This is a genomic window from Halomonas sp. H10-59, assembly GCF_040070555.1.
GTDB classification, from domain to species: domain Bacteria; phylum Pseudomonadota; class Gammaproteobacteria; order Pseudomonadales; family Halomonadaceae; genus Halomonas; species Halomonas litopenaei.
Genome location: NZ_CP098828.1, coordinates 3,253,860 through 3,279,764 on the forward strand (window position 1 = coordinate 3,253,860; position 25,905 = coordinate 3,279,764).

Here is a 25,905-nt window from a genome sequence, read left to right on the forward strand (position 1 = left end):
ATCAGGCTCCCCACAGCACTTGGATGCCCCAGACCAGGAACACGAAGATGGCAATGATGATGACGGACTGGGTGCCGACACGAATGGCGGTCGGCTTGATGTAGTCGGTGGTCACGGTCCACAGGCCCACCCAGGCATGGGCGGCCAGCGAGACGAAGGCCAGCAACGAGAAGATTCGCATCCAGGTCTGCTCGAACAGACCGCTCCAGGTGGCATAGTCGAGCTGCGGATGAGCCAGCAGATAGACCACCAGAAAGACCGTGTAGAGCGCCATGACAACCGCACTGGCGCGCTGGATGATCCAGTCGGACAGGCCGCTGCGGCTGAAGCTCGTGATGTTGGTTACCATACCCAGACTCCCGCCAGAATGATCAGGACAACGCTCGCCACGATGGTGATCTGCGCCTTTTTCACCGCACCTTCCAATGACACGCCGATGTTGGCGTCCATAATGAAGTGCTTGCAGCCGGCGACGAAGTGGAAGGCCAGAGCGGACAACAGTCCCCAGGCCACCAGCTTGGCGAAGAAGTTGTGCGCCAGCGCATCACGTACGGCGTCGAAACCGGCCGGCGAGGACAACGAGGCGTCCAGCGCCCAGAAGCCGAAGATCAGACCGACGAAGAGAATGACGCCAGTGACCCGGTGGGTAATCGACGTCAAGGCGGGAAGGGGGAAGTGGATCGTGGATAGATCCAGATTTACGGGTCGTTTGCTATTCACGGCTCTCTACACACTCTCTTGGCCCACTCTACGACATACGGGCCAGAGGCCCGAGCGGGCGGTGGTTTTGGGAAGGGCGCTGTCGTGACCCAACCTGCGACAAGTTGGACACGACCTCCTGTTCCTGCCAGTCGCGGCCTGAATTATAGGGACATGCCCCCACCATGACAAATGGCATGACCATGCAATTTGGCGAACGCTTCGTCGGAAAATGCGGCAAAGCTGCATAAAAATGCGACTTCGTCAAGTTGCTGCACTGCAAAAGGACAGCCTATGATGCAAAGCATCATAACCTGTACAACATCTATACTGCTAAATGAGCATAGTACAACAGCAAGCGTTCAATGGGAGAATTGACAATATCCTGAACGCTTCTATAGTGGGCGAACCTTTTTTGCCGGGCGACCCCCTATTCGTCGGCACGTTAGTGAGAAATGACAACGTATCGCTCCATATCGAACACGAAGGAGGCCTGACATGGCTGAGAGAAAAGCGACCCTGACGGTGGATGGTCTGGAGAAACCTGTCGAACTTCCCGTCCATTCAGGCACCCTCGGCCCCGACGTCGTTGACGTGCGCGGACTCGGAGCGGAAGGCCTCTTTACCTTCGACCCCGGCTTCCTGGCCACCTCTTCCTGCGAATCCGGCATCACCTACATCGATGGCGCCAACGGCGTGCTGCTGCATCGCGGCTACCCGATCGAGCAACTGGCCAAGCATTCCAACTTCGTCGAGCTCTGCTACACCCTGCTGTTCGGTGAACTGCCAGACGAAGAGCAGTACAAGGACTTCGAGCACCGGGTGCGCAACCACACCATGGTCCACGAGCAGATCGCCAACTTCTTCAAGGGCTTTCGCCGCGACGCCCACCCGATGTCGATCATGTGCGGCGTGATCGGCGGCCTGGCAGCCTTCTACCATGACCACCTGGACATCACCCAGGCGCAGGACCGCGAGATCAGCGCCATTCGCCTGATCGCCAAGATGCCGACCATCGCGGCCATGTCCTACAAGTACAACATCGGCCAGCCTTTCAACTACCCGCGCAACGACCTGAACTATGCAGAGAACTTCCTCTACATGATGTTCAGCAACCCGTGCGAGCCCTACGAGATCAACCCGGTCTACGCCAAGGCCATGGACCGCATCTTCATGCTGCACGCGGACCACGAGCAGAACGCCTCCACCTCCACGGTGCGCCTGGCAGGCTCCACCGGCGCCAACCCGTTTGCCTGCATCAGCGCCGGCATCGCGGCCCTGTGGGGTCCAGCCCACGGTGGCGCCAACGAAGCAGTGCTCAACATGCTCGACGAGATCGGCGACGACTCCGAAGAGAACATCCAGCGCTTCATCGACAAGGCCAAGGACAAGGATGACCCGTTCAAGCTGATGGGCTTCGGTCACCGCGTCTATCGCAACTTCGACCCGCGCGCCAAGGTCATGAAGGAGACCTGCGACGAGGTCCTGGAAGAACTGGGCAAGGCCGACGATCCGCAACTCAAGATCGCCAAGCGCCTGGAGCAGATCGCCCTGGAAGACGAGTACTTCGTCGAGCGCAAGCTCTACCCGAATGTCGACTTCTATTCCGGCATCATCCTCAAGGCGATGGGCATCCCGACCAACATGTTCACGGTCATCTTCGCGGTATCCCGTACCATCGGCTGGATCTCGCACTGGAACGAGATGATCAGCGAAAGCTACAAGATCGGTCGTCCGCGCCAGCTCTACACCGGGCATCCCAAGCGCGACTACCCGTCCAAGTAATTCGCCAACCAGGCAATTCGCGTGACGCCCGCTGCCCCATGCAAGGCAATCGCCGTCACGCCAGAAGACGCAACATCCCGCGTCGCATTGCCATGAAAAGGGCCGCCCTCCGGGGCGGCCCTTTTTTTTGCTCAACTTTTTTGCCCAACGGATGAACGGACACGCCTACCGGCGCTATGCTGACCCCCTCTAGCGAAATAACAAAGGAGCGCTTTCATGAGTCGAGACATCTCCACCGTCGCCTTTATCGGCCTTGGCGTGATGGGTTTTCCCATGGCAGGACATCTCGCCGAAGCCGGACTGACGGTACGCGTCTACAATCGCACCCAAAGCAAGGCCGAGCAGTGGTGCGAGCGCTTCGACGGCAGCCATCATGCGACACCCGCCGAGGCCGCCAGCGGCGCCGATCTGGTACTGGTGTGCGTGGGCAATGACGACGACGTTCGCGAGGTCACCACCGGGCCCGACGGGGTACTGTCGACGCTCTCCCAGGGCGCCATCCTGGTGGACCATACCACCGCCTCCTCGAGCCTCGCCGAGGAGCTCGACCAGGCCTGCCAGAAGCAGGATGTGGGCTTCATCGATGCGCCGGTCTCCGGCGGCCAGCAAGGAGCAGAGAACGGCGCCCTGACCATCATGTGCGGCGGCCAGGAGGAGCACTTCTCCAGGGCAAGGCCGGTACTCGAGCACTATGGCAGAGCCGTGACCTTGATGGGCGGCGTCGGCGCCGGACAGCTGACCAAGATGGTCAACCAGATCTGCATCGCAGGCCTTGTCCAGGGCCTCGCTGAAGGCCTTCATTTTGCCGAGCAAGCGGGTCTCGACCAGGAGCGGGTGGTCGAGGTCATCAGCCAGGGAGCCGCCGGATCGTGGCAGATGGAGAACCGTCACGCGACCATGATCCGTGACGAATACGAGCATGGCTTCGCCGTCAACTGGATGCGCAAGGATCTGGATATCTGTCTGAACCAGGCGCGCCAGCTGGAGGCTCGCCTGCCGGTGACCGCCCTGGTGGACCAGTTCTACGCCGACGTGCAGGCAATGGGAGGTGGACGCTGGGACACGTCCTCATTGCTGCGACGCCTGCGCGAAAGGTCTGACAGCAAGGACTGACATTTTCCATACCTGCCGGGCCAGCGCCCTCCTGCTGGCCCGACCTTCCCGCGGCGCCGGCATGCGCTCATGGGCCAACATCCCCCTCTCTTCTCAAGCCCCTTACACCCCGCCCAGCGTTTTCCACACTTTCTGTGGATAACCCTGTTCACAACCTATCGAAACCGCCCTCGAATCGCCATGAACTGGGCATTGGACTTAGATTGGTTAATTTTTAACCTGTCGCAACACGTTGATTTTGAAGGAAAAAAATATAAATCGCGCAACCACGGGCGTTATCCCCGTAGCAGAGGCTGACCGGGGGAAAAATGCGTCACTGGTGGACAAGAGGAAGGTTCTGTCAAGCCGTACAAGACAGTTTTTGCAAACCATCCACAAGCAAACTGAGGCTTCGTGCAAATCACGAAGAGCTCACAAAGCGAATGGTGATAACAAGAGGAGAGACCACGGAGTTCACAACGATTCATGCGAAAGCATGAATCCATGCGGAGCAGACGCTACGCACAGGAAGTGGCGTCCCATAGGGGGTTCGAACCCCTGTTCCCGCCGTGAAAGGGCGGTGTCCTGGACCACTAGACGAATGGGACGCAGCCTGAAACGAGATTGGTGGAGCCTAGCGGGATCGAACCGCTGACCTCGACACTGCCAGTGTCGCGCTCTCCCAGCTGAGCTAAGGCCCCATCTCGTGAAGACGAGACGTATCTTACGGATATCATAAGATTTGGTCAACCCCGGAAGCGCCAAAATTTTTCGGTGTCCCGGCCATGGCGATGCCAAGGTGATGGGGTGCCAGCAGGCCTCCCCATTTTTTTCATCATGCCGCCGGCAGCTCGCGCTTTTTCTCAGGTCAGCTCGCGGCGCGCCTTCTCGAAGCGCTTGGCCTGCCTCCTGGAGACGCCACCCAGCACGCCGATGGCGTGACGCAGGCGGGCGCGGGGGAGCTAAACGTATCAAGCGCCATGGCGATGGGGGCTCGCAATAACGCCTCTCCCCCACCGCCATCACTTGTCACTATTCCGCCGGCAACTCGCGATATTCCTTCTCGAAGCGCTTGGCCTGCTTCTTGGAGACGCCACCCAGCACGCCGATGGCGTGACGCAGGCGGGCGCGGGTCATGTCGGAGCCAAGAATCGCCATGGCGTCCATCACCGAGGTGCTCGACGAAGAGCCGGTGATGGCGATAAAGACCGGTGCCAGCAGTACCTTCATCTTCAGATCGAAGTGGCTGCCCAACAGCTTGATCTCGGCCAGCAGCGCGTCCTTGTTCCAGCTGGACACACCTTCGAGCCGCCAGACCAGGAACTGCAGCAGCTTGACGAGATCTTCACGCTCCAGGTTGATCCCGTCGAAGCTTGCTTCGCTGATGGCGGGCAGCCCGGAGAAGAAGTGCCCCGCCAGAGGCGCCACGTCGGACAAGGTATCGACCCGCGTGCGCACCTGGGGCAGGATCTGCGCCACATAGTCTTCATTGAAGGCCCAGGTCATCAAGGCCTGGAGAAAGGCGCGGTCGTCCAGGTCCTCGCGCAGGTAGACACCGTTGAGCCAGGTCAGCTTCTCGAGATCGAACACCGGGCCACCCAGCGATACCCGCTGAATGTCGAAGTTTTCCATCATCTCGGCGAGGGAGAACTTCTCTCGTTCGTCCGGCATGGACCAGCCCATGCGTCCGAGATAGTTGGTTACCGCCTGGGGCAGGAATCCCATACGCCGATAATAGTTGATCGAGGTAGGGTTCTTGCGCTTGGACAGCTTGGACTTGTCGGGATTGCGCAGCAGCGGCATATGGCACAGCTCAGGCATGTCCCAGCCAAAGTACTCATACAGCAACTGGTGCTTGGGCGCCGAATTGATCCACTCCTCGCCACGCAGCACGTGGGTGATCCCCATCAGGTGATCGTCCACCACATTGGCCAGGTGATAGGTCGGCATGCCGTCGGACTTGAGCAGGATCTGCGCATCCACCTGGGCCCAGTCCACCTCGATGGCGCCACGCAGCATGTCCTGAACGACGCAGGGGCCGCTTTCCGGCACCTGCATGCGCACCACATAGGGCATGCCCTCTTGCTCGCGACGGGCCTGTTCATCGGGATCAAGCGCCAGATCGGCCGGTTTCAGCGCCAGGTGCAGCCCCTGGGCCTTGCGCGCCTCACGCAGCTCGTCGAGCTCCTCGCTGGTGCGGTAACACTTGAAGGCATGGCCGGCATCGATCAATCGCTGGGCGTGCTCGGCATAGATGTCTCCTCGCTCGCTCTGACGATACGGACCATGCGGGCCGCCTACATCGGGTCCTTCGTCCCATTCGAGCCCCAACCAGCGCAACGAATCGAGGATCATCTGCTCCGACTCGGCGGTGGAACGAACACGATCGGTGTCCTCGATGCGAAGGATGAACTCTCCCCCATGCTGTCGAGCAAAGCACAGGTTGAACAAGGCAATGTAGGCGGTTCCTACGTGGGGGTCCCCGGTGGGCGACGGGGCGATACGCGTGCGAACAGTCATAACGTCCTGCATCCTGAAGTCGTTGAAGCCAAGCTGGCGGCGTGGGCGCATTATACGCACCGACGAAGCAATTGCGCAGGACCCGGCGGGATTCGCGAAACTCTGAAATCGTCACCCCGTGCGGGACTCGAACAGGTTGCCACCCCACCCAGGCCAGGAGAGCGACATGGACAGACTTCCCGACGGCTATCGCGCCCTCGTCATCGGCGGCAATGGAGGCATAGGTCGCGCCGTCGTCGATCGACTGCTCGCCGACCCACGGCTGGGGCAGGCGACCGTCGTCAGCCGAACCTCCTTTCAGGCCTCCTCTTCTCGCCTGGAAGCGATCGAAGGCGATGTCACCACTGCACAGGGCCGGGCTGACCTGGGTCGAGCCCTTCACGGCCCTGCTGGCCAAGCCGTTCCTCTTCACCTTGTGGTCAACGCCATTGGCCTGTTGCACGACGAAGCAAGCAACATTCAGCCCGAGAAACGCCTGGAGGACCTCGACGAAGCCGCCCTGACGACCCTTTTTCAGGTCAACGCCGCCACGCCGGCCTTGATGCTCCAGACGCTGCTTCCCCACCTCAAGGGCTCCCATCCCACCACCGTGGTCAGCCTGTCGGCACGGGTCGGCTCGATCGGCGATAACGGCCTGGGCGGCTGGTACGCCTACCGCGCCAGCAAGGCCGCCCACAACATGCTGATGAAAACCGCTGCCATCGAACTCAAGCGATTGAACCCCCGGTCCTGCGTGCTGAGCTTCCACCCGGGTACCACCGACAGCTTGCTGTCACGCCCCTTTCAGGCCCGAGTCCCTGAGCACAAGCTGTTCACCGCCGACTTTGTCGCCGACCGACTGATGACCATGGTGCAGCAGCGTGGCCCCGACGACAGCGGCGGCTTCTTCGACTGGTCCAACGAGCCGATCACCTGGTAGTGCGGCATAGGAACCGTCGAATATCGTTGACGCCTGATATTGCACAAGAGGTGCTTATGAATGAGTATTCTAAATTCTCTTTATGTGTCGACAGGAAGGTTCCATGGACGCGCTGGGTCCGCGCATCAAATCTTTGAGGTTGGCAGCCGGCTTGAACAAGGCGGCGCTGGCTCGCCAGGTCGGGGTCTCTGACGTCACCATTTCCTACTGGGAGTCCGGCACCATCAAGCAGATCGGGCATGAACGCCTGGTGGCACTGTCACAGGCCCTTAACTGCCCCCTGGCACACCTGCTGGAAGGAGAACCGAGCCGACCATCTCCCCTCTACCTGAGATCGACCCTGCCGCTGCCCTGGCAGGAAGTCGCCCACAAGGGGATCGATCTGCCACTGGAGCTGATCCCGGAGCAGCGTTGGGACGGTGACTGCCACCTGGTGACGCCAGCGCCGGATGAGCACTTCGATTTTCTGGGACCGCTGGATCTGGCCGCCGTGGCTCCGACCGAGATATTCCGGCAGCCGGGACTCTATCTTGTGGCGGAGGAAGATACCCTGTACCTGCGCCGGGTCGCACAGGACAACAACGGGCAACTGACCTTTCAGCGCCAGGGCCAGACCACCACCATGCCTTATCACAGCGGCATGCGACTCAAGGCCAAGGTGGTAGCGCTATGGCGTAGCGAGTCAGCGACCTGAGGTGAGACGAAAAGCAGAGATGAAACCAAAAGCAGTCGGCCGGGCCTGACGTTTCATCTCTCGCCTACCCAGATCATCCAACCAGGCGCCCAAGCCCCGAGAGCGAGCCCGACGGGGCAGGTCGGTCACTCCGGCCTGACCGTCCCTTGCCGCCTCTGCCCTGCCCGGCAGTCTTGTCGCCACCGCTCTCTGTGCCTTGCCCTTCTTATCCTCTGCCCTTCTTATCACTTGCGTTTCTTATCTCTTGAGCTTCTTATCCCTGGCGCCGTTTATCCCTCTTACTTATAAGTCGGCGATGGCGTCCAGGCGCGTTCGACGCATGACGTCCGCTTCCAGCCATCTCCCAGGACGCTTTTCTGGAACACTTCTCCAGAACTGTTCTCAGTCTTTTCCAAGAACTCTTCTCAAGAACGTTGCCCCGAGAACTCTTCCCAAGAACTTTTCTCAAGCATGTTTTCCGAGAACACTTCTCAAAGCCTTTTCAGATACATCTTCTCAACAACTTTTCGCAAGAACTTTGCCAGGAACACTTCTCAAGAACACGTTTCCGGAACGATTTCCAAAAACGATTTCCAAAAGCGACTTCCACGGGCGGTCTGTAACAACTTCCTGCTGCGTTCGCGTCTTAGGGACACTTATCAAGAGGTGCTTTCAAGGTTGATTCAGGGGCTCTGCTGCACTTCGACATCGTCCAGCGTTCGTCGCACTTCCTGCCCTACCAGAAACCGCTGGCTAGCCTTGATGATCTTGCCCAGTCCATGCTCCGACGTGGCAACCAGCGGCCCATCAAGGTACTCGCCGCTCGGCCCGATCCGCGCCTTGACCTCGGCGGGCTGCACGTCAGCAGGAGCGGTGACCAGTTCGATACGATAGTAGCCATCGGGCAACCCGCTACCGGGACCGTAGGGCCCGGCTGCCACACTGCCCTCACGCACCTCGGTGCGTGACTGCCAACGCACATTGCTGGCCTCGCGCACCACCCGCAGCTGGACTCTGGTGCCTTCCGGCAAGTTGGTCGTGGCCGCCACATGCATTCGCCGATCCGACGCCAGCCGGATATCCAGCGATACCGTCACCGGCTCGTCCAGCGCCGCGACCGTCATCGGTTCAGGTTCAGGTTCATCAGCTCGGGACGTCACCCTTTCGACAGAACCGGACGCGATGTCTCGCTCACCGCTCGGCTCCGAAGGGTGACTCACTGTTGAATCTCCATCACAGGCCGCCAGCACCCCGGCAACCAAGGCTCCTGCGACCAACATTACTACAAAACGCCAAGGGCTCATCATCACCTCTCCTTGCTGCTACATGAGCCTAGCACGGTGCTAGTTCAGTGTACGCCCGAGCGCCCCGCCCTTTTCAAAACAACCTTCAGCACAATCACTTCATAACACCTTTCATTACGTTTGATAACACTTAAACACCAATTAAAACCCATAAAAAGCTAATAAAAAGGAATCATGCGTAAAGATGCATCTACGCTAAATATTCAACTACAAGAGTTTTAGAAAGCCCATACTGGCTTCATTGCCTTTCCACCAAGATAACCATTACATCCGGACTAGGTGAGGTATAAACCGATGACTTTGCAACGAAAACTACTCGTTATTGCTCTCGCCAGCGCGATGGCGACCCTGACCGCCTGCTCTGGTGATTCCAGCAACTCTCGCACCCTGGCCAGTAACAGCCAGGACCCGATTACCAGCGGTGGCGACGATGGCTCCGGTGGCGCCGGTGGCGATGGCGGCTCAGGTGGCGATGGCGGCTCCGGTGGCGATGGCTCCGGTGGTGATGGCTCCGGTGGTGATGGCTCCGGTGGCGATGGCTCCGGTGGCGATGGCGGCGATGGTGATGGATCCGACGGCGGCGATGGCGGCGATGGCATTGCCCGCTCATCGCTGGAAGGTGTATTCCTGGCGACAGCCGATACCAGCGACGGTGTAGACACCACGCTTACTGACATCGGGAACGGCATCTCCCAGCAGAGCGCCGTCCCTCAATTGGCCAGCGTCACCGAACCTGCAGGTACGATCGTCTCCGAAACGGGCGATGCGGTCGGCGACATCTCGAGCGGCATACGCGATGGTGTCGGCAGCCTCAGTACCAATGACAACTATCTGGGCACCACCGCCGCAGGCGTGACCAACGGTGTCGGCGAGCTTGGACAGGCAGTTTCGGCGACAGGAGACACCGTTGCCGGCCTGGGCGAACTGCCCGTAGTGATGGAACTCGACGCCCGAACAGGACTGGTGACCAAGCTCGGTACCACCGTCAATGGGCTCGGCGGCAAGGTGGAGCGCGCAGGCGACGCACTCAGCGTTAATTTCGAGGATTCCAGCGAGGTGCTCGGGGCCACCACTACCAAGCTTGGTGTTGCCCTTCGTCCTGTGCTGCTGGGCACCGACGGCAAGGTCACACGCGTCGGTCAAGCGCTGGTGTTGCCGGCCCAGGCCGGCAACCTGCTGCTACGCACCGGTGGCACCCTGGCCGACCTCGGTCAGCGTATCGGTGAACGCTACTCTCTGCTTGGCGGCGCCGGCGATAGCGTGACCGGCAGCGGTAATATCGTCATCGCGACCGGCGAGCTGCTCGGCGGGGGTGAAGGCGACAATGGCTCAGGCGGCGGCCTCGGCGGACTGCTCGATGGCGATACCAGCGCGCCTGAAGACGGCCGCACCGACCTGGAGCGCACCGTCGCCAGCGCAGGACAGACCGGCGCCGGTGCTGGAGACGCGGTCACCGCCCTGGGCGATGGCATTTCGCAACAAAGTCTGGGAGGACGTGGAGAGTTCGTCACCGACGGGCTGGGCAATGTCATCAGCAATGGCGGCCAAGCCGTATCCGGGCTCAGCAACGGACTCGACAATGGTCTGGGCAACTTCTCGAATAACCCCAACGCTGTGGGAACCACCTTGGCCGACGGCGGTGTAGCGGTCTCCGAAACCGGAGAGGTGGTATCCAGCCTCGGCGCCACCGTCGGCAACCTGAACCAGCTCCCCCTGGTCATGCAGCTCGACAACCGCAGCGGCGCCATCACCCAGCTCGGCAGCAGCGTCGCGGCCCTTGGTGGCGGCGTGACCCAGGCCGGTAACGTGCTGACCCTGAACTTCAACGACGATGGCTCGCACCTTGGTGGCCTGACCCGCGAAGTGTCGGCGGTATTGCGCCCCGTTGTCATCCAGACGGATAGCGGCGTTACCCAGCTCAGCCAGGCCCTGGTGGTCGGCCCCGAGGTAGGCAACGTGCTGATCCAGGCCGGCGTAGCGGTAGATGGACTGGGTGGCCGCCTGGGCCAGGGCAATGACCTCGCCGCTGGCGTGGGTGGTGCTGTCAGTGGTGTCGGAGGCATCGCCGCCAACACCGGCAGACTGCTGGGCGGTGATGAGGCTCGACTGCTTTCACGCCTCGATGGTCAGGGACTCAGTCAACTGGAATCTGCCGGACTGCTGGGCCAAGGGGCTCTGCTCTCGGACCTCGGAGGAAGCCAGCAAGGCGGCCTCGGGGGCGGACTCGAGGCAGGGCTTGGCGACCAGCTTGGTGGTGACAGCAACCTCATCGCCGGACTCAACGATACGCTGGGCGGCGGCAGCGGCTTGACCGCAGGGCTTGGCGACACCCTCGGTGGCGACAGTGGCGGCGGCCTGGTCTCTGGCGTCTCCGACACCCTGACCAGCACCCTCGGCGGTGGCGACAGCGACAGCGGCGGTGGCCTGGTCGGCGGCACCCTGGACGCCGTCGGTGGCGTGACCGAGAAGCTTACCGGTGACATGGGTAGCAGCCAGGACGGCAGCAGTAACGACTCCAGCAGCAATGACGGCCTGGTCAGCAACGTTCTGGGAGGACTGCTGGGCAGAAACTGATCTCGCCTGACCAGCCATGCCAGACGCAGGCCCGATACCCCCGCGGGTATCGGGCCTTTTCTTGAGGTCAAACCCAACACCAGTCCAGACGCTGTTCATAACAATATTCGAGCCCCCTTGAGGGGCCTCTACCAGGGATCGACAAGGAAGCCTATGCCAAGCACTACGCCGCAACCAACGCCCTACACCAAGCCGCCTACCCCGCCACGTTCGCGATACAGTCCCCTTCCACTAGTGATGGCCGCCGGCAGCCTGCTGGCCGTGTCCCCCCTCCAGGCCCAGCAGACGCTGGAGACCGTCGACGACATCATCGAAAATCGCCGGCTGGCGCCACAACAGCGCAGCGTGGAAACCGAGGTTGACCTGCCCAGCGACGCCAGCGCCGGCATCCCTGCCCGCGTCACCGTGCGTCACGTGCGCTTCATCGGCGACAGCGTGCTGGATCTGGCCGAACTGAGTCAGGGACTTCAGGCCATGATCGGGCAGAGTGTGAGCCGAGAGGCCATCGAGGCCGAAGTCCAGGCGATCACCGACGCCTACCAGGATGGCGGCTATCCGCTGTCCTTCGCCTACCTGCCAACCAACAACTTTCGTGACGGCAACGTGCGCATCGTACTGGTGGAGGGGCATATCGCCCGTACCGAGATCGTGGTGGACGATGACCCCGTGGCGGGCCGGGTGGAGAAACTGGTCCAGCCATTGCTGGAAGAACGCCCTCTGACGCGCAGCACCTTTGAGCGTGTCAGCGGGCTGATCGAGCGAATTCCCGGTGCCAGCCTGACCTTGAAGGCACCGGTGCCGCGCACCCCCAGCGGCGCCACTACCCTGCGTGTCGAAGAACGTCGTATCGATCATTTTGACTATTCGGGCAACCTCAGCGGCGGCGATGAGCAGGACGCCGTCTTCATCAACAGGGTCTCGACCCAGAGCCTGACTACCTGGGGCGACAGCCTGGGCTTCTCCTGGCTGTGGCCCATCGACAACGACAACGAGCTCTACGCGTTGGACTATCGTACCGATATCGGCAACGACGGCCTGACCCTGACCGCCTCCGCCGACAGCTATGACGGTGAGGACGAGGAGAATCTGATCTACCTGCTCGACGGACAGCGCTTCGATCTGCGCCAGGATCAGGATACCGACCGCAGACGCTATCGCCTGGGGCTGTCCTACCCCTTGCTGCTGTCACGTTCCTCGAGCCTGACCCTGGGCGGCGCCTTGCGTCACCACGACGAGACCAAGACCACATCACTCAGCTTCGAGGAACAGACTCTCAACCAACTGGTCGAGGAATCCGAGTATTCGGCCGCCGATCTGGACCTGAACTATCGCACCCAGCGTGGACGTCAGTTCTGGCTGGCCTCGCTGGCCCTGCGCCAGGGCATGGATCTGGGGGCCAACGAGCAGCAGCGCCGGCTCAACGGTACACCGCTTGCCGACAACGGAGATCTACACTTCACCCGCTGGCAGCTGGACGCCCAGTACAGACGCCTGTATGGCGATCACTGGCGCCTTACCGCCAGCGCCAACGGTTTCTACTCCGACGATGCGCTGCCGGAACCCGAGCGCGGCAACTACGGTGGCCAACGCTTCGGTCGCGGCTATGACGCCGGCCAAGCTGAGGGCGACTACGGTTTCGCCGGGGCGCTGGAACTACGCTATCTGCAGCCTGTGAATAGCGCCTGGCTTTCGCGCGTCGAGCCCTACCTGGTGCTGGATGGTGCCCGCACCGAGTTTCAGGAGCGCGACGCGGATAGCCACCTGGCCTCGGCGGCGGCCGGCGTCAGTCTGGGCAAAGGACGTCTGTACGGCCTCACCCTGGAGTACGCCGAGCCCATCGGCGATCGTGACCTCGAGACCGATAGCCGCGAGGGTCGCATCAACGCCCGCCTGACCTGGAACTTCGAAGGCTGATCTCTGGGCTATGGGTGAACTCGCCAGGGGCCGCCACACCGGGCCCCTGGCCATATCACCCGACCCAAGGCCCTCATTTACGGCAGGGTCGGCCACTCGCTCAGTCGGCCTCCCGGCCGTCCTTCCAGCCGCCCTTTCAACCGCCCTGTCAGCCGACCCCAGCGCCACTTCCTATTGCCCTGCACACGACAACCCTGCGCGTGTCTCGTCGTGGAGCGAGACCGCGTGCGGTGAAACATTGGGGTCGTCTCGTTTCTTGAGCCAGGCCAGCAAATTTACCTCTCATCTCGCCGCATCGTCGCCGTCCTTGCAGCGGATCAAGCATTGTGCCGACCCAAGTCCCGACAGACTGTCGAGGCCCGTAGACTCGAAGACAGGCGGTCACACAAGGGCCGTCTGTCCCTGATCACACCGACAACAAAAGAGCCTACACCATGACCTTCTGAAACGAGGAAACCGAGATGGAAACGCAAGCGACCTCCTCCAAACGGCGCTCCGGCCTGCGCATGCCCACGGTCTATACCCTGCTCTTTGTGATCACCGCGCTGGTGGCGGTGCTGACCTGGGTCATGCCCGCCGGCAAGTACGACTACCATGTGGAAGGCAGCGATCAGGTCATTGCTGCCAGCGACGTGCTCGACTATCAGGGTGACGGCCGCCTGTTGCCGATTCCCGGCACCTACCAGGTGCTGGAAAGCTCTCCCCAGGGGCCTTTGGATGTGCTGGTGGCACCGATCCAGGGATTCCACAAGGCCGTGGACGTTGCCCTGTTCGTGCTGGTCATCGGCGGCTTCCTGGCGGTGACGATGCGCTCGGGCGCCCTAGATGCCGGGATCGGCGCGGTGGTCGAGCGCTTTGGCGGGCGCGAGCAGTACCTGATTCCCGTACTGATGGTGCTGTTTGCCCTCGGTGGGTCCACCTACGGCATGGCCGAGGAAACGGTCGCCTTCTGGGCCATCATCCTGCCGGTGATCACCGCCGCCGGCTACGACCGCATGGTGGCCGCAGGCATCATCCTGCTCGGCTCCGGCACCGGTGTGCTGGCCTCCACCGTCAACCCCTTCGCCACCGGCATCGCCTCGGGCTTCGCCGGCCTGCCGATCGGCGCCGGTATCACCCTCCGGCTGGTGCAGTTCGTGATCCTGGTGTCGCTGGCTATCTGGTTCGTGATGCGCTACGCCGCGCGGATCAAGCGCGACCCGCAGCGCTCGGTGCTGGCGGACCTGCATCTGGCGGCCGCCCCTCAGGCCAAGGATGCCGCCTCGACCCAGGCGTTTACCCTGCGCCACAAGCTGACCATGACGGTGTTTTTCATGACCTTCGGGATCATGGTCTACGGCGTCGTGCCCTGGGAAGACATGGGCATCACGGCTTTTCCGACCCTGTGGTGGTGGTTCGATGAACTCTCCACCCTGTTCCTGAGCGCTGCCATCCTGATCGCCCTGATCAATCGACAGTCCGAATCCGACTTCATCGAGACCTTCCTCGATGGTGCCAAGGACCTGATCGGCGTGGCCCTGGTGGTGGCCGTGGCACGCGGCATCTATGTGGTGATGGACAACGGCGTGATCATCGACACCATCCTCAATTGGGCCGAAGGCGCGGTAGCCGGCCTGTCCTCGGGACTGTTCGTGGTGGTGGCCTACGTGGTCCACATCGTGCTGAGCTTCTTCATCCCATCGACTTCGGGGCTGGCCACGGTGTCCATGCCGCTGATGGCGCCACTGGCCGACTTCTCGGGCGTGGATCGCGAACTGGTGGTCACCGCCTTCCAGTCCGCCAGCGGCTGGATCAACATGTTCGCTCCCACCGCCGCCCATCTGGTCGCCGGACTGGCGCTTGCCAAGATACCCTACGAGCGCTTCGTCAAGTGGGCACTGCCTTATATCCTGATGACCCTGGGAGTCACCACCGTGACATTGTTCGTGGGCGCCAGCCTCACCTGAGCACAGGTCGCGTCAGGGCAACCAACGCAAGTCGAGCATAAAAAAACGCCAGCGCTTTCCAAGCGCTGGCGTTTGCCCTTGCATGACGCCTCAAGGGCCGCATTCAGGCCTTCTTGACGTACATCGACTTGAGCTTCATGGCACCGATGCCATCGATCTTGCAGTCGATGTCGTGGTCACCATCGACCAGGCGGATGTTCTTCACCTTGGTGCCGACCTTGACCACCGAGGAAGAGCCCTTGACCTTCAGATCCTTGATCACGGTGACGCTGTCGCCGTCGCTCAGCACATTGCCGTGGGCGTCACGCACCTCGTCACCGCTCTCATCGGGCTCGGCGTTCAACGACCATTCGTGGCCGCACTCGGGACAGACCAGGGAATGGCCATCCTCGTAGCCGTATGGGGACTCACAGGCGGGACAGGGGGGCAGGTCGCTCATGACACTCTCGCAGGTGGGAAAAGCGAAGACGGTACTCTGCCCCCCGCCGGATTGCCAGTCGTCCAATGGAAGGAGAGCCTTGTCAGGCGCTGTCTTCCTATTGCTCCCTATTCCTCCTTATCTTCCTTTTCCGCCTTTTCGCCCTCGCCTTGGGCCTGGCGCTCATGGATACGCTTGATATCGGCCTTCAGGGCCCGCCGCTGGCGGCGAGTACTGAACTGCAGAGTATCCCAGGTCTCGGGCACCAGGGTGCAGGAATCCTCGCTCTGGTGAAACACGAAACGCCGCTCGGCACCGATCGGCAGGTTCTCCGAACAGTAGGTGCCGATCACCCGTACACAGACGGCCTTGAATACCAGCCCATCCCGTGACTCGTCGATGTCGGCGATGGTGGTGATACGTTCCTTCAAGGCATTGAACGAACCGATATGAACGAAGCCACCGCTGTCCAGCGGACCCTGGTGGGTACAATGACTGGCGTTGTGGCCCGCTTCCTGCTGGTCTTCATCATCGTCAAGATCCGCCTCGTGGTCACTGACATCCAGCGTCCAGTCCCCTTCCGAGGTCTCCAGCGTCATCATGATATGTTGCAAGTAGATGGGTTCGGCGCTCATGTTGCTGATCACACACAGCGCATCCAGATTCTTTCGCTTGCCGCGATTGATGATCAGCCGGGGTCGACGCTGGCGGCGAAAGCCAAAGTACAGAAGCTGCGCGTAGATCAGCCAGATCATGAAGGAGCCTACGCTGGCCAGCGTCTGCAATACGTCCTTGTGGGCAGAAATCCATTCGTACATGGGCGTCATCCTTGAACGAGAAGCCCGTTAAAAACGGGCTTCAGTACGTCATGTTCTGATGGTGGCCGAGGCGCCTCAGGCGTCGCGCTGATAGCTCCCCACCAGCCGATTCATGCCGAGCAGGTGCGGCTCGACCTCGGACAGCAGTTCATTCATGCCGAGGCCCTCCGGCAGGTTCGTCTCGGTGTCCAGCGCCAGTACCCAGAAGTAGTAGCGGTGCACGCCATGCCCTTCCGGCGGCATCGGACCATTGAAACCGAGGTTGCCGGCGTCGTTGATTCCTCGGGTGCCTTCATCGGTGGCCTCCTCCAGCGAGGAGAGGGACGCCGGCAGGTTGTAGAGCAGCCAGTGAACAAAGCCGTAGCATCCCTTCTGGACCAGCGGCGCGTCGGGGTCGTGACAGATGACCGCCACCGACTTGGTACCCTCGGGCAGGCCGTCCCAGGCCAGCGCCGGAGACAGATCTTCTGCCTCCTGGGAGTGCCGTGCGGGGATGGCGCCATCATTGTCGAAGGCGGTGCTGGTCACTCTTAGCGAAGAAAGCGCAAAGGGCATGGTGATATCCTCCCTGGATCGAAATGGTTCACAATCTGCAAAGGGCGTCTGCGTGATGTTCATGCAACCGCTAGGCGATATTTCACCGCGGCAGCCATGTCCAGCCTTGACGAGTCGCCCCGGGCTGTCAAACCCGCATGTCTTTGACATGATGATGATCCCCCATGGCTTCAAGGGGGCAGCCGGAAGATCGACGCACCGAACCGTCGCTCGCCGCTCTAGCCACCATCCTCGCACCAGCCTTGCCGGAGCCCCGCATGAAACGTCTGCTGATCGTCGCCCATGCACCCTCGCCCAACACCCTGGCACTAAGGGAAGCGGCCGAGCGTGGCGCCCGCCATCCGGACATCGACGGCGTGGACGTCCAGGTACTGGCGCCGCTTGATGCTGGCCCCGAGGATGTCAGGAAAGCCGACGCCATCCTGCTTGGCACCACCGAGAACCTCGGCTACATGAGCGGTGCCCTCAAGGACTTCTTCGATCGTAGCTACTACCCCGTGCTGGAACACACCCAGGGGTTGCCCTGCGTACTGTACATCCGCGCGGGTCACGACGGCACCGGCACGCAGCGGGCGGTGGAAGGCATCGTCACCGGTCTGCGCTGGAAATGGGTCCAGACGCCACTGGTGCTGCGGGGTGAATGGCAGGATGACTTCACCGACCAGGTGGAGGAGCTCGCCATGACCCTGGCGGCGGGACTTGATGCGGGGATCGTGTAATCCGCGGGCGGGAAGCATGAAGCTTCCATCTCCAGAAGCAGCGCTAGTTCAGGTAGCGTGTATCACCACCCAGAGCCGAGAAGCCCCGCTACCGAGCCGCCGTCTGGTCAGCGCCTTGGCGCTATGCTCTGCCGGAGGAGACGTTCGAATAGGCCTGACGTCGCGATCGACTCGCCGCCCCCTTGCTTGCCGCAGCGAACGGAGATGTCGCCAAGACCTCACAACTATGCACCATCAAATCGCCAATAGCGTATTAGATAGGTCGCATAAAGCCTCGGCATTGCCAGGCCACGGTCCCTCTGGAGACACTCTCACCAACGTACAGATGGGCCTTTGGCAAGATGCCTGATGTCGCCCGGACTGTGCGTCACTCACTCGATACTCGTCCGTTCAAGGGATGCGGTAAATCACGGCGAGGTCGGGGTCTACAGGGAAGTACAACGGCTCCGGCCAACGGAGCCACAGGAGATGCGCATGGATGCACAGCAGACGCTGGAGGACCTACCGATCGAATTCGAAGGTCCCTCCTACACCGGTGATACTGTCTTTGGCTATCTAGTCATTGCGGTGTCGCTGATTGTCTTGATCATCGCTGTTCTCATCATCATGTTCGGCCCCGAGTACGTCAGCGTATCGATCGCCCGCGGCCCCACCTTCACCCAGTTCTGGCAGCTCTACCCGGGCCCCATCGCTACCGTCGCGGGGATCGTGACGCAGCTTGGCTGGATGTTGGTCAAAAAGCAGGATGAGGTATTGTCAGAGGAGGTCTTGGATCGTGTACGCCGGCTCCTCCCGGCCTCCGCCGAGATGCCCGAGGGTCATCGGTTCGTGTCGACCCACCTCGCCGGACATTGCTACAGGGTGGAACTCGAGGAAGTGGTCGAACCATCGGACCAGCAGAACCCGCCGGACAACGTCGGTCAGATCGTGCCACTGGGACGAGGAGGCGCCATGGTGCGCATCTGCCACGATCAGATGATGGCCACGGCAGCATCAAGCGGTTGAATGACTTGCGCGTGTACACTGCACTCTCGCAACAACGCCGGCACTGTCAGACAGTGCCGGCGTTTTCCGCTCTGCTCCGCCCGAAGGCGGCAAGAGTTCAGTCGAGGCGTTCGAACACGGTCGCCACGCCCTGCCCCATGCCGATACACATGGTGGCGAGACCCAGGCGGGTGTCCTGGCGCCGCATCACGTTCAGCAGGCTGTTGCTGATACGGGTGCCGGAGCAGCCCAGCGGGTGACCCAGGGCGATGGCGCCGCCGTGCAGGTTGACCTTCTCGTCCATCACGTCGAGCAGCCCCAGGTCCTTGAGTACCGGCAACGCCTGGGCGGCAAAGGCTTCGTTGAGCTCCACCGTGTCGATGTCATCGATGCTCAGTCCCGCCGCCTTGAGCGCCTTCTGGGACGCCGGTACCGGGCCATAGCCCATGATCGAGGCGTCGCAGCCGGACACTCCGGTGGAAAGCACCCGAGCAATCGGCGAAAGACCAAGGGCCTGGGCGCGTTCGTAGCTCATCACCAGCATGCCACTTGCGCCCACCGACAGTGCCGAGGAGGTGCCGGCGGTGACGGTACCGCCACGCGGATCGAACACCGGCTTGAGGCCCGCCATGCTGTCCAGGCTGGCCTCGGGACGAATCACCTCGTCACGCTTGACCAGAATCCGGCGGCCGTCGGCGTCATGGCCTTCCACACCGATGATCTCGCGGTCAAAGGCGCCGCTCTGCTGGGCCTCGTAGGCACGCTGATGGGAGCGTACGCCGAAGCTGTCCTGCTGCTCGCGGGAGATGCTGTGCAGCTTGCCCAGCAATTCGGCGGTCATGCCCATCATCATCGCTGCCTTGGCGGCGTGCTTGCTGGCGCTGGGGTTGACGTCGATGCCGTGGGTCAGCGGGATGTGCTCCATATGCTCGACGCCACCGACCAGGTAGACGTCACCCATGCCGGCCTTGATGTTGGCGGTGGCGATGTGCAGTGCGCTCATCGACGAGCCACACAGGCGGTTGACCGTCTGGGCCGGCACGCTGCGCGGCATGGCGGTCATGATCTGGGCGTTGCGTGCGACGTTGAAGCCCTGCTCCAGGGTCTGGTTGACGCAGCCCCAGATGACGTCATCCACCTCGCCGGGATCAACGGCGGCGTTGCGCTCGAGCAGCGCATTCATCACCGCCGCCGACAGGTTCTCGGCACGCACGTGGCGGAAGCCACCGTTCTTGGCCTTGGCCATGGCGGTACGGGCACCATCGACCACCACCACATCTCTCGGGTTCAAGCTCATCTGTCTTCTCCTGTCTGGTGGGGTCACTTGGCGTCGGCGTAGAAGGTCTTGCCACTGTTGGCCATCTCACGCAGGCCATCGGTGGGCGCATAAAGCGGCCCGAGCTCCTCGGCCAGGCTGTCGGCCAGGGCGACGAATTCGGCCACGCCCATGGCATCGATATAGCGCAGTGCACCACCTCGGAAGGGAGGGAAGCCGATGCCGTAGATCAGCGCCATGTCGGCCTCGGCCGGGGTGCCGACGATGTCATCTTCGAGACAGCGCACGGTCTCCATGCACAGCGGCACCATCATCCGCGCGATGATCTCTTCGTCGGAGAACTCTCGGTTCTCGCTGACCACCTGCTTGACCAGCTCGATGGCGGCCTCGTCGCTGACCTTCCTGGGCTTGCCCTTGCGATCCTCTTCGTAGGCGTAGAAGCCCTTGGCGTTCTTCTGCCCCAGGCGATCGTTGTCGAACATCACCTGAATGGCGGTCTTGGCGTCACGCGCCATGCGGTCGGGGAAGCCCTCGGCCATCACCGCATTGGCGTGCACCGCGGTATCCATGCCGACCACGTCGAGCAGATAGGCCGGGCCCATCGGCCAGCCGAACTTCTCCATCACCTTGTCGACGCGCTGGTAGTCGGCACCCTTCTCGACCAGCAGGCTGAAACCACCGAAATAGGGGAACAGCACGCGATTGACCAGGAAGCCCGGGCAGTCGTTGACCACGATCGGCGTCTTGCCCATGGCCTTGGCGTAGGCCACGGTGGCGGCCACGGCTGCGTCGCTGGTCTTCTCGCCACGGATGACCTCGACCAGCGGCATGCGGTGCACCGGGTTGAAGAAGTGCATGCCGCAGAAGTTCTCGGGACGCTTCAGGTTCTCGGCCAGCCGGGTGATCGAGATGGTCGAGGTGTTGGACGCCAGGATGGTGTTATCGCCTACCTGCTGCTCGACCTCGCTGAGCACCGCACCCTTGACCTTGGGGTTCTCGACCACCGCCTCGACCACCAGGTCGACATTGTCGAAATCACCGTAGGACAGCGTCGGACGAATGTTGGCGAGCTTCTCGGCCACGCCTTCGACGGACAGCTTGCCGCGGGAGGCCTGCTTGCCGAACAGCTTGCGCGCCTCCTTGAGGCCCAGCTCGATGGCGTCTTCCTTGATATCCTTCATCAGGATCGGGGTGCCCTTGGAGGCGCTCTGGTAGGCGATTCCGCCGCCCATGATGCCGGCACCGAGCACCGCCGCCTGGCGCACCGGTTGCGCCTTGCTGGCGTACTTGCCGCCCTTCTTCTTGACCACCTGGTCGTTGAGGAACAGCCCGACCAGGTTGTAGCAGACGTCGGTCTTGGCCATCTTGCAGAAGGCCTTGGCTTCGATCGCCTGGGCCCGCGCACGACCTTCACCGGCGCCCTTCTGGATCACCTTGATCGCTTCCACCGGCGCCGGATAGTGCGGCCCGGCCTTGCCGGCGACATATCCCTTGGAGGTCTCGAACACCATCATCTGCTCGACCGGATTGAGGTTCAGCGCGCTGTTCTTTTCCTCGCGCCGGGCCTTGAAGTCGAGTTCGCCGGCGTTGGCTCGCGCCAGCATGTCGAGCGCCGCTGCCTCGAGGTCATCGGCGGGCACCACCGCATCCACGGCGCCGACCTTGAGGCAGGCGTCGGCACGGTTCTCGGTGCCGCCGGCGATCCACTCGATGGCGTTGTCGGCGCCGATCACCCTGGGCAGACGCACGCAGCCGCCCCAGCCGGGGACGATACCGAGCTTGGTCTCGGGCAGGCCGATCTTGGCGTCAGGCGTCATCACGCGGAAGTCGGTGGACAGCACCACCTCACAGCCGCCACCGAGGGCCAGACCGTTGATCGCGCTGACCGTCGGGAAGGGCAGGTCCTCGAGGCCATTGAAGATGCCGTGGACCTGCTCGAGCATACCCTGGATCTCCGCCTCGTCCTTGCCGAACATGGCGTGAAACTCGGTGATGTCGGCACCGACGATGAAGGCGTCCTTGGCACTTTTCAGCATCAGGCCCTTGACGCCGCTCTCGCCGCGTACCGCGTCCAGCGCTTCGCCCAGCTCCTTGATCACCGCGCCAGAGAGCTTGTTGACCGATTCATCCTTCAAGTCGAAGGTCAGAGTGGCGATATCGTCGCCATTGCGAGCCACCGAAATGGCATTGCCTTGATAGATCATCCACGCATCTCCACTGAAGTCATGCCGTGTCATCCGGAAAGGGCCCGACAATCGAAGGGCCAGGCGACATTCATACGCCCGTTTGATTTCGCCAGCTTGTTGCAAAGATTCACTTCCGTCAACCCCTACCAATACCTTAGAGGGCTTGCGAGGCGTTGAAGCATGCAGCGGCGCTTCGCCAGCGTTTAAGCATACTGATAGCATGCTCCTCCCAGCCGCCGCGGACCACGCCATGCCCTCCTCGCCCCCTCAGCGCACCACCCTCAACGCGACGCAGCGATTCATCGAGACCTGGGTAGCGCGTCTGCGGCCCTGGCACTGGCTGTGGCCACCGCTGGCCTTTGCTGCCGGCGTCGCCAGCTTCTTTCTGGTCGAGCGCCAGCAGTGGCTCGGCGTGCTGCTGGCCGGGGGCATGTTGCTGGCCTGGACCCTGCTGCTGTCGGAGAGTCTGATCGGACGTCTGATGGTGCGCCGCGGCTATCCTGCCCTGCCCCGTGGCGTCACCACCTTCATCGCCCAGATGATCCACCAGGAGACGCTGTTCTTCGCCTTGCCCTTTCTGGTCGCCACCACGGTGTGGAGCAGCGGTCAGGCGCTGTTCACCCTGTTCATGCTTGGCATGGCGGTGCTGTCCATCGTTGATCCGCTCTACTACCGACTGGCCGAACGCAAGCGCTGGCTCTACTTTGTGTTCCACGCCCAGTGCGTGTTCCTGGTGGTGCTGGTGACCCTGCCACTGGTACTGCACCTGAGTACCGGTCAGAGCATGCTGGCGGCCGCCGTGGCCATGGTGGTATTCAGCCTGCCGAGTCTGTTGCATCTGCTGCGCCCCATGAGTCCCGCCCGCTGGCTGGCGATGTTCGCGCTGCTACCGCTATTGGCCGGGGTCGCCTGGCTGGGCCGGGTGTGGGTGCCGCCGGCGACCCTGTGGTTGTCCGGCAGCGCCCTGTCGCCGGCCTTCGACGAGGCCGCACGCACGCCGCAGGGCTCCATGGCGCTGACACCGGAGGCGCTGTCGTCCCGAGGGCTCTATGCCTACACCGCAATCCATGCGCCACGCGGCTTGAAGGAAGAGGTGGTACACGAGTGGCGCCACGAGGGAGAACTCGTCGACCGCATCGCGCTGAATATCTACGGCGGACGCGCCGAGGGCTATCGCGCCTGGACCCGCAAGCAGAACTTCCCCGAGGCCAGCAGCGGCAGCTGGCGCATCGATGTGATGACCGCCGGCGGCCAACGTATCGGCGTACTGCGCTTCGAGGTTGCCGAAGACCCTGGGGCGGCGACCACCGCCGACGCCAGCATCGATACCCAGGCGGGCATTCCCGGCCTCAGGCTGCGCTGGTTGACCGCCCGTCCCGAGGGACAGCAGGAGACACCGGACATGGCATCCGACAAGGCACGCCAGCAAGAGCCGCCGAATCACGAGGAGCCAGCCCCTGCTGAAGAGGATGCGGGTGAGCCGAAAGATGACACGGGACAAAGCGGCGAGACGAGGGAGAGCGATTCGGCAGGCGAGCAGCCGGCTGAACAGAAAGGTGATCGCGAGGGCAAGGAGGAGCAAGCGTCGCAAGCAGACGATGAAGGGGAACACGACAACGGTGAGACAGGGCGTGAGTCGTGAGTCGCGAACAAGCGACAGCCAGGGAGCGGCTGTACCCCCGAAGAGTGAAGAATAGGCGCAGTTTCGAAGCAAAGGAGGGAGTTGGCTTGCATTACCGCCGCTGCGTTCGGACAATCAAATCATTTGCAGCCTTGCGATCTTGATCACTATGAACGAGAACATCGGATTTCAACTGTCTCGGGCACCACGCATCTGGCGTGCGGTGCTCGATCAGCGCCTCGCACCGTTGGGACTGACCCAGACGCGGTGGGTGACGCTCTATCACCTGTGGCGCATGCCGGACGGGCAGCCCCAGTGCGACCTGGCGCGGGCCATCGGCGTCGAGGCGCCGTCGCTGGTCAGGACGCTGGATCAGCTTTGCGAGCAGGGCCTGGTCGAGCGCTGTCCCTGTGACCAGGATCGCCGCACCAAACGCGTGCACCTGACCAAGCAGGCGACGCCTCTGCTCGAGAAGATCGATGCCATCGTGCAACAGGCCAGGGAAGAGATGCTCAAGGGGCTGGACGAGCAGGAACAGGAAAGACTCAGCGACATGCTCAGCCGCATCGAGGCCAACGGTCAGGCCTTGCTGACGCCGGACGATTGCCAGCGCTGACACCTGAGCCCGACGAGTCCAGCAAGAGCCTCGCCGAGATCGCCTTCAAGGCCCGCCCTGACACCTGGGCCGGATACCCAGCATGCCGCAGCCCTGTTCGATCCTGAGTGGTCGATCGCCATCGTCCATTGTCGAGCCGCCAATATCAGGGCGGCGAGTTCGGCAAATTGGCGGCGGGACGATCCGGACGTCCCTGCAGGGCGTCGCGTAGCGCCGTCGCTGGCGCCGCCAGGCTGCCGAAGGCGTCGGCCTCCAGCGACTCTTCCCACCACAGCGTCAAGGCCTTGTCGCTGGATTCGACCACGCAGGCGTCCTCGGGCAACTGGGTCAGCAGACGCGACAGTCGCGCATTGATCACCGATGGCAACGGCTCCAGCGGCTGAATCCGCCAGCGCCAGCCATTGTCGTAGTCGAACGACTTGAGCGCCTCGCTGGCACGTTCTGTGCGTACCAGCACAAAACGTGGGCCAGGCCGCTGACTCGGATAGACCCAGCGATAGGCCGCCATCTTGTCGGTCTCGCCGTGCAGCGGTGGCGTCTCCAGCTTGACGCTGGCCCCCGCCTCGATCGCCACCTGGCGCAGCGACCCCTGACGACGCTCTCGGGCGGTGGGCCGCAGCCACATGGCCGGGGCGAAGACCATTCCTACCACCCCCAGGATCAGCAGCCACAACATACGGTTTCCTCAGAAAAATCGTTGATCATCAGCATTGTTTTGACGGGACTGGCGGCCTAGAGTGGAAGCACAGACCTTTTCTCAACCGACCGCCGCTGGAGGCGTAGTCCCGTGAGCAATGAATATCGTCATGTGCTGGTGGCCGTGGACCTCACCAAGGACTCCCACAAGATCCTCGAACGCGCCCTGCAGATCGCCGATCGCAACCACGCGAAGCTGTCGATCATGCATACGCTGGAGCCCCTCGGCTTTGCCTACGGGGGCGACATCCCCATGGACCTGACCAGCATCCAGGACCAGTTGGACGACCATGCCAAGCAGCGCCTGGCCGAGATCGCCGATGCCCACGTGGCGCGAGACGACCAGCACGTGGTCGTCGGCATGCCCGATACCGAGATCCATCGCTTCGCCGATGAGCACGACGTCGACCTGATTGTGGTCGGCTCCCACGGCCGTCATGGCTTCGCCCTGCTGCTCGGCTCCACCTCCACCGGCGTGCTCCATGGTGCTCAGTGCGACGTACTGGCCGTGCGCGTCGGCAAGGAAAGCGAAGAGTAACCCCAGCGGTTGACCGGATCGCACCTCGCGGTAACCGGATCGCGCCCACTGC

Annotated in this window: 22 protein-coding genes and 2 tRNA genes; 12 read left to right on the forward strand and 12 right to left on the reverse strand. The window is 62.3% G+C overall.

Annotation, left to right across the window (positions count from 1 at the left end):
- Window position 1: 1 nt before the first annotated feature.
- Together sdhD and sdhC are read right to left on the reverse strand one after the other, a co-directional pair.
- A complete protein-coding gene (gene sdhD, locus NFG57_RS14230) occupies window positions 2–349 on the reverse strand; it encodes a succinate dehydrogenase, hydrophobic membrane anchor protein (RefSeq protein WP_045992951.1) in 348 nt (115 codons plus the stop codon).
- A complete protein-coding gene (sdhC, locus tag NFG57_RS14235) occupies window positions 343–720 on the reverse strand; it encodes a succinate dehydrogenase, cytochrome b556 subunit (RefSeq protein ID WP_045992952.1) in 378 nt (125 codons plus the stop codon). The genes sdhD and sdhC overlap by 7 nt, the downstream gene beginning before the upstream one ends.
- A 477-nt stretch (window positions 721–1,197) precedes the next feature.
- On the opposite strand from sdhC, the gene gltA reads away from it, so the two are divergent.
- A complete protein-coding gene (gene gltA / locus NFG57_RS14240; RefSeq protein ID WP_222517158.1) occupies window positions 1,198–2,484 on the forward strand; it encodes a citrate synthase in 1,287 nt (428 codons plus the stop codon).
- Window positions 2,485–2,700: 216 nt separating this feature from the next.
- A complete protein-coding gene (locus NFG57_RS14245) occupies window positions 2,701–3,597 on the forward strand; it encodes an NAD(P)-dependent oxidoreductase (protein WP_348814589.1) in 897 nt (298 codons plus the stop codon).
- 511 nt (window positions 3,598–4,108) lie between these two features.
- Here NFG57_RS14245 and NFG57_RS14250 read toward each other — a convergent pair.
- The 3 genes from NFG57_RS14250 to gltX form a co-directional block, all read right to left on the reverse strand.
- Window positions 4,109–4,184, reverse strand: a tRNA-Glu gene (locus NFG57_RS14250).
- A 17-nt stretch (window positions 4,185–4,201) separates the two neighbouring features.
- Window positions 4,202–4,277, reverse strand: a tRNA-Ala gene (locus NFG57_RS14255).
- Between the two features lie 331 nt (window positions 4,278–4,608).
- Complete coding sequence (gltX, locus tag NFG57_RS14260; protein WP_045992955.1) at window positions 4,609–6,096, reverse strand: glutamate--tRNA ligase; 1,488 nt, start codon at window positions 6,094–6,096, stop codon at window positions 4,609–4,611.
- A gap of 166 nt (window positions 6,097–6,262) precedes the next feature.
- On the opposite strand from gltX, the gene NFG57_RS14265 reads away from it, so the two are divergent.
- A complete protein-coding gene (locus NFG57_RS14265) occupies window positions 6,263–7,015 on the forward strand; it encodes an SDR family NAD(P)-dependent oxidoreductase (RefSeq protein WP_222517156.1) in 753 nt (250 codons plus the stop codon).
- Between the two features lie 103 nt (window positions 7,016–7,118).
- Entirely contained in the window at window positions 7,119–7,709 is a 591-nt protein-coding gene (locus tag NFG57_RS14270) for a helix-turn-helix transcriptional regulator (RefSeq protein WP_162816469.1), read from the forward strand.
- A gap of 662 nt (window positions 7,710–8,371) precedes the next feature.
- Here the strand turns inward: NFG57_RS14270 and NFG57_RS14275 are convergent.
- Window positions 8,372–8,908 (reverse strand): hypothetical protein, encoded by a 537-nt coding sequence (locus NFG57_RS14275; RefSeq protein ID WP_315900885.1) that lies wholly within the window; start codon window positions 8,906–8,908, stop codon window positions 8,372–8,374.
- Between the two features lie 378 nt (window positions 8,909–9,286).
- On the opposite strand from NFG57_RS14275, the gene NFG57_RS14280 reads away from it, so the two are divergent.
- From NFG57_RS14280 to NFG57_RS14290, 3 genes are all read left to right on the forward strand, one after another.
- Window positions 9,287–11,566 (forward strand): collagen-like triple helix repeat-containing protein, encoded by a 2,280-nt coding sequence (locus tag NFG57_RS14280; RefSeq protein WP_348814590.1) that lies wholly within the window; start codon window positions 9,287–9,289, stop codon window positions 11,564–11,566.
- A 153-nt stretch (window positions 11,567–11,719) separates the two neighbouring features.
- Complete coding sequence (locus NFG57_RS14285) at window positions 11,720–13,480, forward strand: POTRA domain-containing protein (protein WP_124804185.1); 1,761 nt, start codon at window positions 11,720–11,722, stop codon at window positions 13,478–13,480.
- A gap of 461 nt (window positions 13,481–13,941) precedes the next feature.
- Window positions 13,942–15,426, forward strand: a complete 1,485-nt coding sequence (locus NFG57_RS14290; protein ID WP_222568565.1) for a YfcC family protein — start codon at window positions 13,942–13,944, stop codon at window positions 15,424–15,426.
- A gap of 103 nt (window positions 15,427–15,529) precedes the next feature.
- Here the strand turns inward: NFG57_RS14290 and NFG57_RS14295 are convergent, their stop codons facing one another.
- The 3 genes from NFG57_RS14295 to NFG57_RS14305 form a co-directional block, all read right to left on the reverse strand.
- Complete coding sequence (locus NFG57_RS14295) at window positions 15,530–15,865, reverse strand: zinc ribbon domain-containing protein YjdM (RefSeq protein WP_348814591.1); 336 nt, start codon at window positions 15,863–15,865, stop codon at window positions 15,530–15,532.
- A 107-nt stretch (window positions 15,866–15,972) separates the two neighbouring features.
- Complete coding sequence (locus NFG57_RS14300; protein WP_108449038.1) at window positions 15,973–16,662, reverse strand: hypothetical protein; 690 nt, start codon at window positions 16,660–16,662, stop codon at window positions 15,973–15,975.
- 75 nt (window positions 16,663–16,737) lie between these two features.
- The gene (locus NFG57_RS14305; protein ID WP_124804191.1) at window positions 16,738–17,217 is read right to left on the reverse strand and encodes a YbhB/YbcL family Raf kinase inhibitor-like protein; all 480 of its coding nucleotides are present in this window, start codon (window positions 17,215–17,217) and stop codon (window positions 16,738–16,740) included.
- Window positions 17,218–17,474: 257 nt separating this feature from the next.
- Here NFG57_RS14305 and NFG57_RS14310 point away from each other — a divergent pair, with 257 nt between their 5' ends.
- On the forward strand, window positions 17,475–17,936 hold the full coding sequence (locus NFG57_RS14310; protein WP_124804193.1) for a flavodoxin family protein: 462 nt from the start codon (window positions 17,475–17,477) through the stop codon (window positions 17,934–17,936).
- 474 nt (window positions 17,937–18,410) lie between these two features.
- Window positions 18,411–18,941: a hypothetical protein gene (locus NFG57_RS14315; protein WP_348814592.1), complete on the forward strand. Its 531-nt coding sequence runs from the start codon at window positions 18,411–18,413 to the stop codon at window positions 18,939–18,941.
- A gap of 97 nt (window positions 18,942–19,038) precedes the next feature.
- On the opposite strand, the gene fadA is transcribed toward NFG57_RS14315, so the two are convergent.
- Both fadA and fadB read right to left on the reverse strand, forming a co-directional pair.
- Window positions 19,039–20,217 (reverse strand): acetyl-CoA C-acyltransferase FadA, encoded by a 1,179-nt coding sequence (gene fadA / locus NFG57_RS14320; RefSeq protein ID WP_045992964.1) that lies wholly within the window; start codon window positions 20,215–20,217, stop codon window positions 19,039–19,041.
- Between the two features lie 23 nt (window positions 20,218–20,240).
- Window positions 20,241–22,400 (reverse strand): fatty acid oxidation complex subunit alpha FadB, encoded by a 2,160-nt coding sequence (fadB, locus tag NFG57_RS14325; protein ID WP_124804199.1) that lies wholly within the window; start codon window positions 22,398–22,400, stop codon window positions 20,241–20,243.
- A 232-nt stretch (window positions 22,401–22,632) separates the two neighbouring features.
- Here fadB and NFG57_RS14330 point away from each other — a divergent pair, with 232 nt between their 5' ends.
- Window positions 22,633–24,024, forward strand: a complete 1,392-nt coding sequence (locus NFG57_RS14330) for a DUF5924 family protein (protein WP_124804201.1) — start codon at window positions 22,633–22,635, stop codon at window positions 24,022–24,024.
- 148 nt (window positions 24,025–24,172) lie between these two features.
- Entirely contained in the window at window positions 24,173–24,619 is a 447-nt protein-coding gene (slyA, locus tag NFG57_RS14335) for a transcriptional regulator SlyA (protein WP_045992966.1), read from the forward strand.
- A gap of 145 nt (window positions 24,620–24,764) precedes the next feature.
- On the opposite strand, the gene NFG57_RS14340 is transcribed toward slyA, so the two are convergent.
- Window positions 24,765–25,295, reverse strand: a complete 531-nt coding sequence (locus NFG57_RS14340; RefSeq protein ID WP_045992967.1) for a hypothetical protein — start codon at window positions 25,293–25,295, stop codon at window positions 24,765–24,767.
- Window positions 25,296–25,406: 111 nt separating this feature from the next.
- Here NFG57_RS14340 and NFG57_RS14345 point away from each other — a divergent pair, with 111 nt between their 5' ends.
- Window positions 25,407–25,853, forward strand: a complete 447-nt coding sequence (locus NFG57_RS14345; protein ID WP_045992968.1) for a universal stress protein — start codon at window positions 25,407–25,409, stop codon at window positions 25,851–25,853.
- The last annotated feature ends 52 nt before the right edge of the window (window positions 25,854–25,905 follow it).

Coding starts and splice junctions, on each gene's coding strand:
- sdhD (WP_045992951.1), bottom strand. CDS start 349: ATGGTAACCAACATCACGAGCTTCAGCCGCAGCGGCCTGTCCGACTGG.
- gltA (WP_222517158.1), top strand. CDS start 1,198: ATGGCTGAGAGAAAAGCGACCCTGACGGTGGATGGTCTGGAGAAACCT.
- NFG57_RS14245 (WP_348814589.1), top strand. CDS start 2,701: ATGAGTCGAGACATCTCCACCGTCGCCTTTATCGGCCTTGGCGTGATG.
- gltX (WP_045992955.1), bottom strand. CDS start 6,096: ATGACTGTTCGCACGCGTATCGCCCCGTCGCCCACCGGGGACCCCCAC.
- NFG57_RS14265 (WP_222517156.1), top strand. CDS start 6,263: ATGGACAGACTTCCCGACGGCTATCGCGCCCTCGTCATCGGCGGCAAT.
- NFG57_RS14270 (WP_162816469.1), top strand. CDS start 7,119: ATGGACGCGCTGGGTCCGCGCATCAAATCTTTGAGGTTGGCAGCCGGC.
- NFG57_RS14280 (WP_348814590.1), top strand. CDS start 9,287: ATGACTTTGCAACGAAAACTACTCGTTATTGCTCTCGCCAGCGCGATG.
- NFG57_RS14285 (WP_124804185.1), top strand. CDS start 11,720: ATGCCAAGCACTACGCCGCAACCAACGCCCTACACCAAGCCGCCTACC.
- NFG57_RS14290 (WP_222568565.1), top strand. CDS start 13,942: ATGGAAACGCAAGCGACCTCCTCCAAACGGCGCTCCGGCCTGCGCATG.
- NFG57_RS14295 (WP_348814591.1), bottom strand. CDS start 15,865: ATGAGCGACCTGCCCCCCTGTCCCGCCTGTGAGTCCCCATACGGCTAC.
- NFG57_RS14300 (WP_108449038.1), bottom strand. CDS start 16,662: ATGTACGAATGGATTTCTGCCCACAAGGACGTATTGCAGACGCTGGCC.
- NFG57_RS14305 (WP_124804191.1), bottom strand. CDS start 17,217: ATGCCCTTTGCGCTTTCTTCGCTAAGAGTGACCAGCACCGCCTTCGAC.
- NFG57_RS14310 (WP_124804193.1), top strand. CDS start 17,475: ATGAAACGTCTGCTGATCGTCGCCCATGCACCCTCGCCCAACACCCTG.
- NFG57_RS14315 (WP_348814592.1), top strand. CDS start 18,411: ATGGATGCACAGCAGACGCTGGAGGACCTACCGATCGAATTCGAAGGT.
- fadA (WP_045992964.1), bottom strand. CDS start 20,217: ATGAGCTTGAACCCGAGAGATGTGGTGGTGGTCGATGGTGCCCGTACC.
- fadB (WP_124804199.1), bottom strand. CDS start 22,400: ATGATCTATCAAGGCAATGCCATTTCGGTGGCTCGCAATGGCGACGAT.
- NFG57_RS14330 (WP_124804201.1), top strand. CDS start 22,633: ATGCCCTCCTCGCCCCCTCAGCGCACCACCCTCAACGCGACGCAGCGA.
- slyA (WP_045992966.1), top strand. CDS start 24,173: ATGAACGAGAACATCGGATTTCAACTGTCTCGGGCACCACGCATCTGG.
- NFG57_RS14340 (WP_045992967.1), bottom strand. CDS start 25,295: ATGTTGTGGCTGCTGATCCTGGGGGTGGTAGGAATGGTCTTCGCCCCG.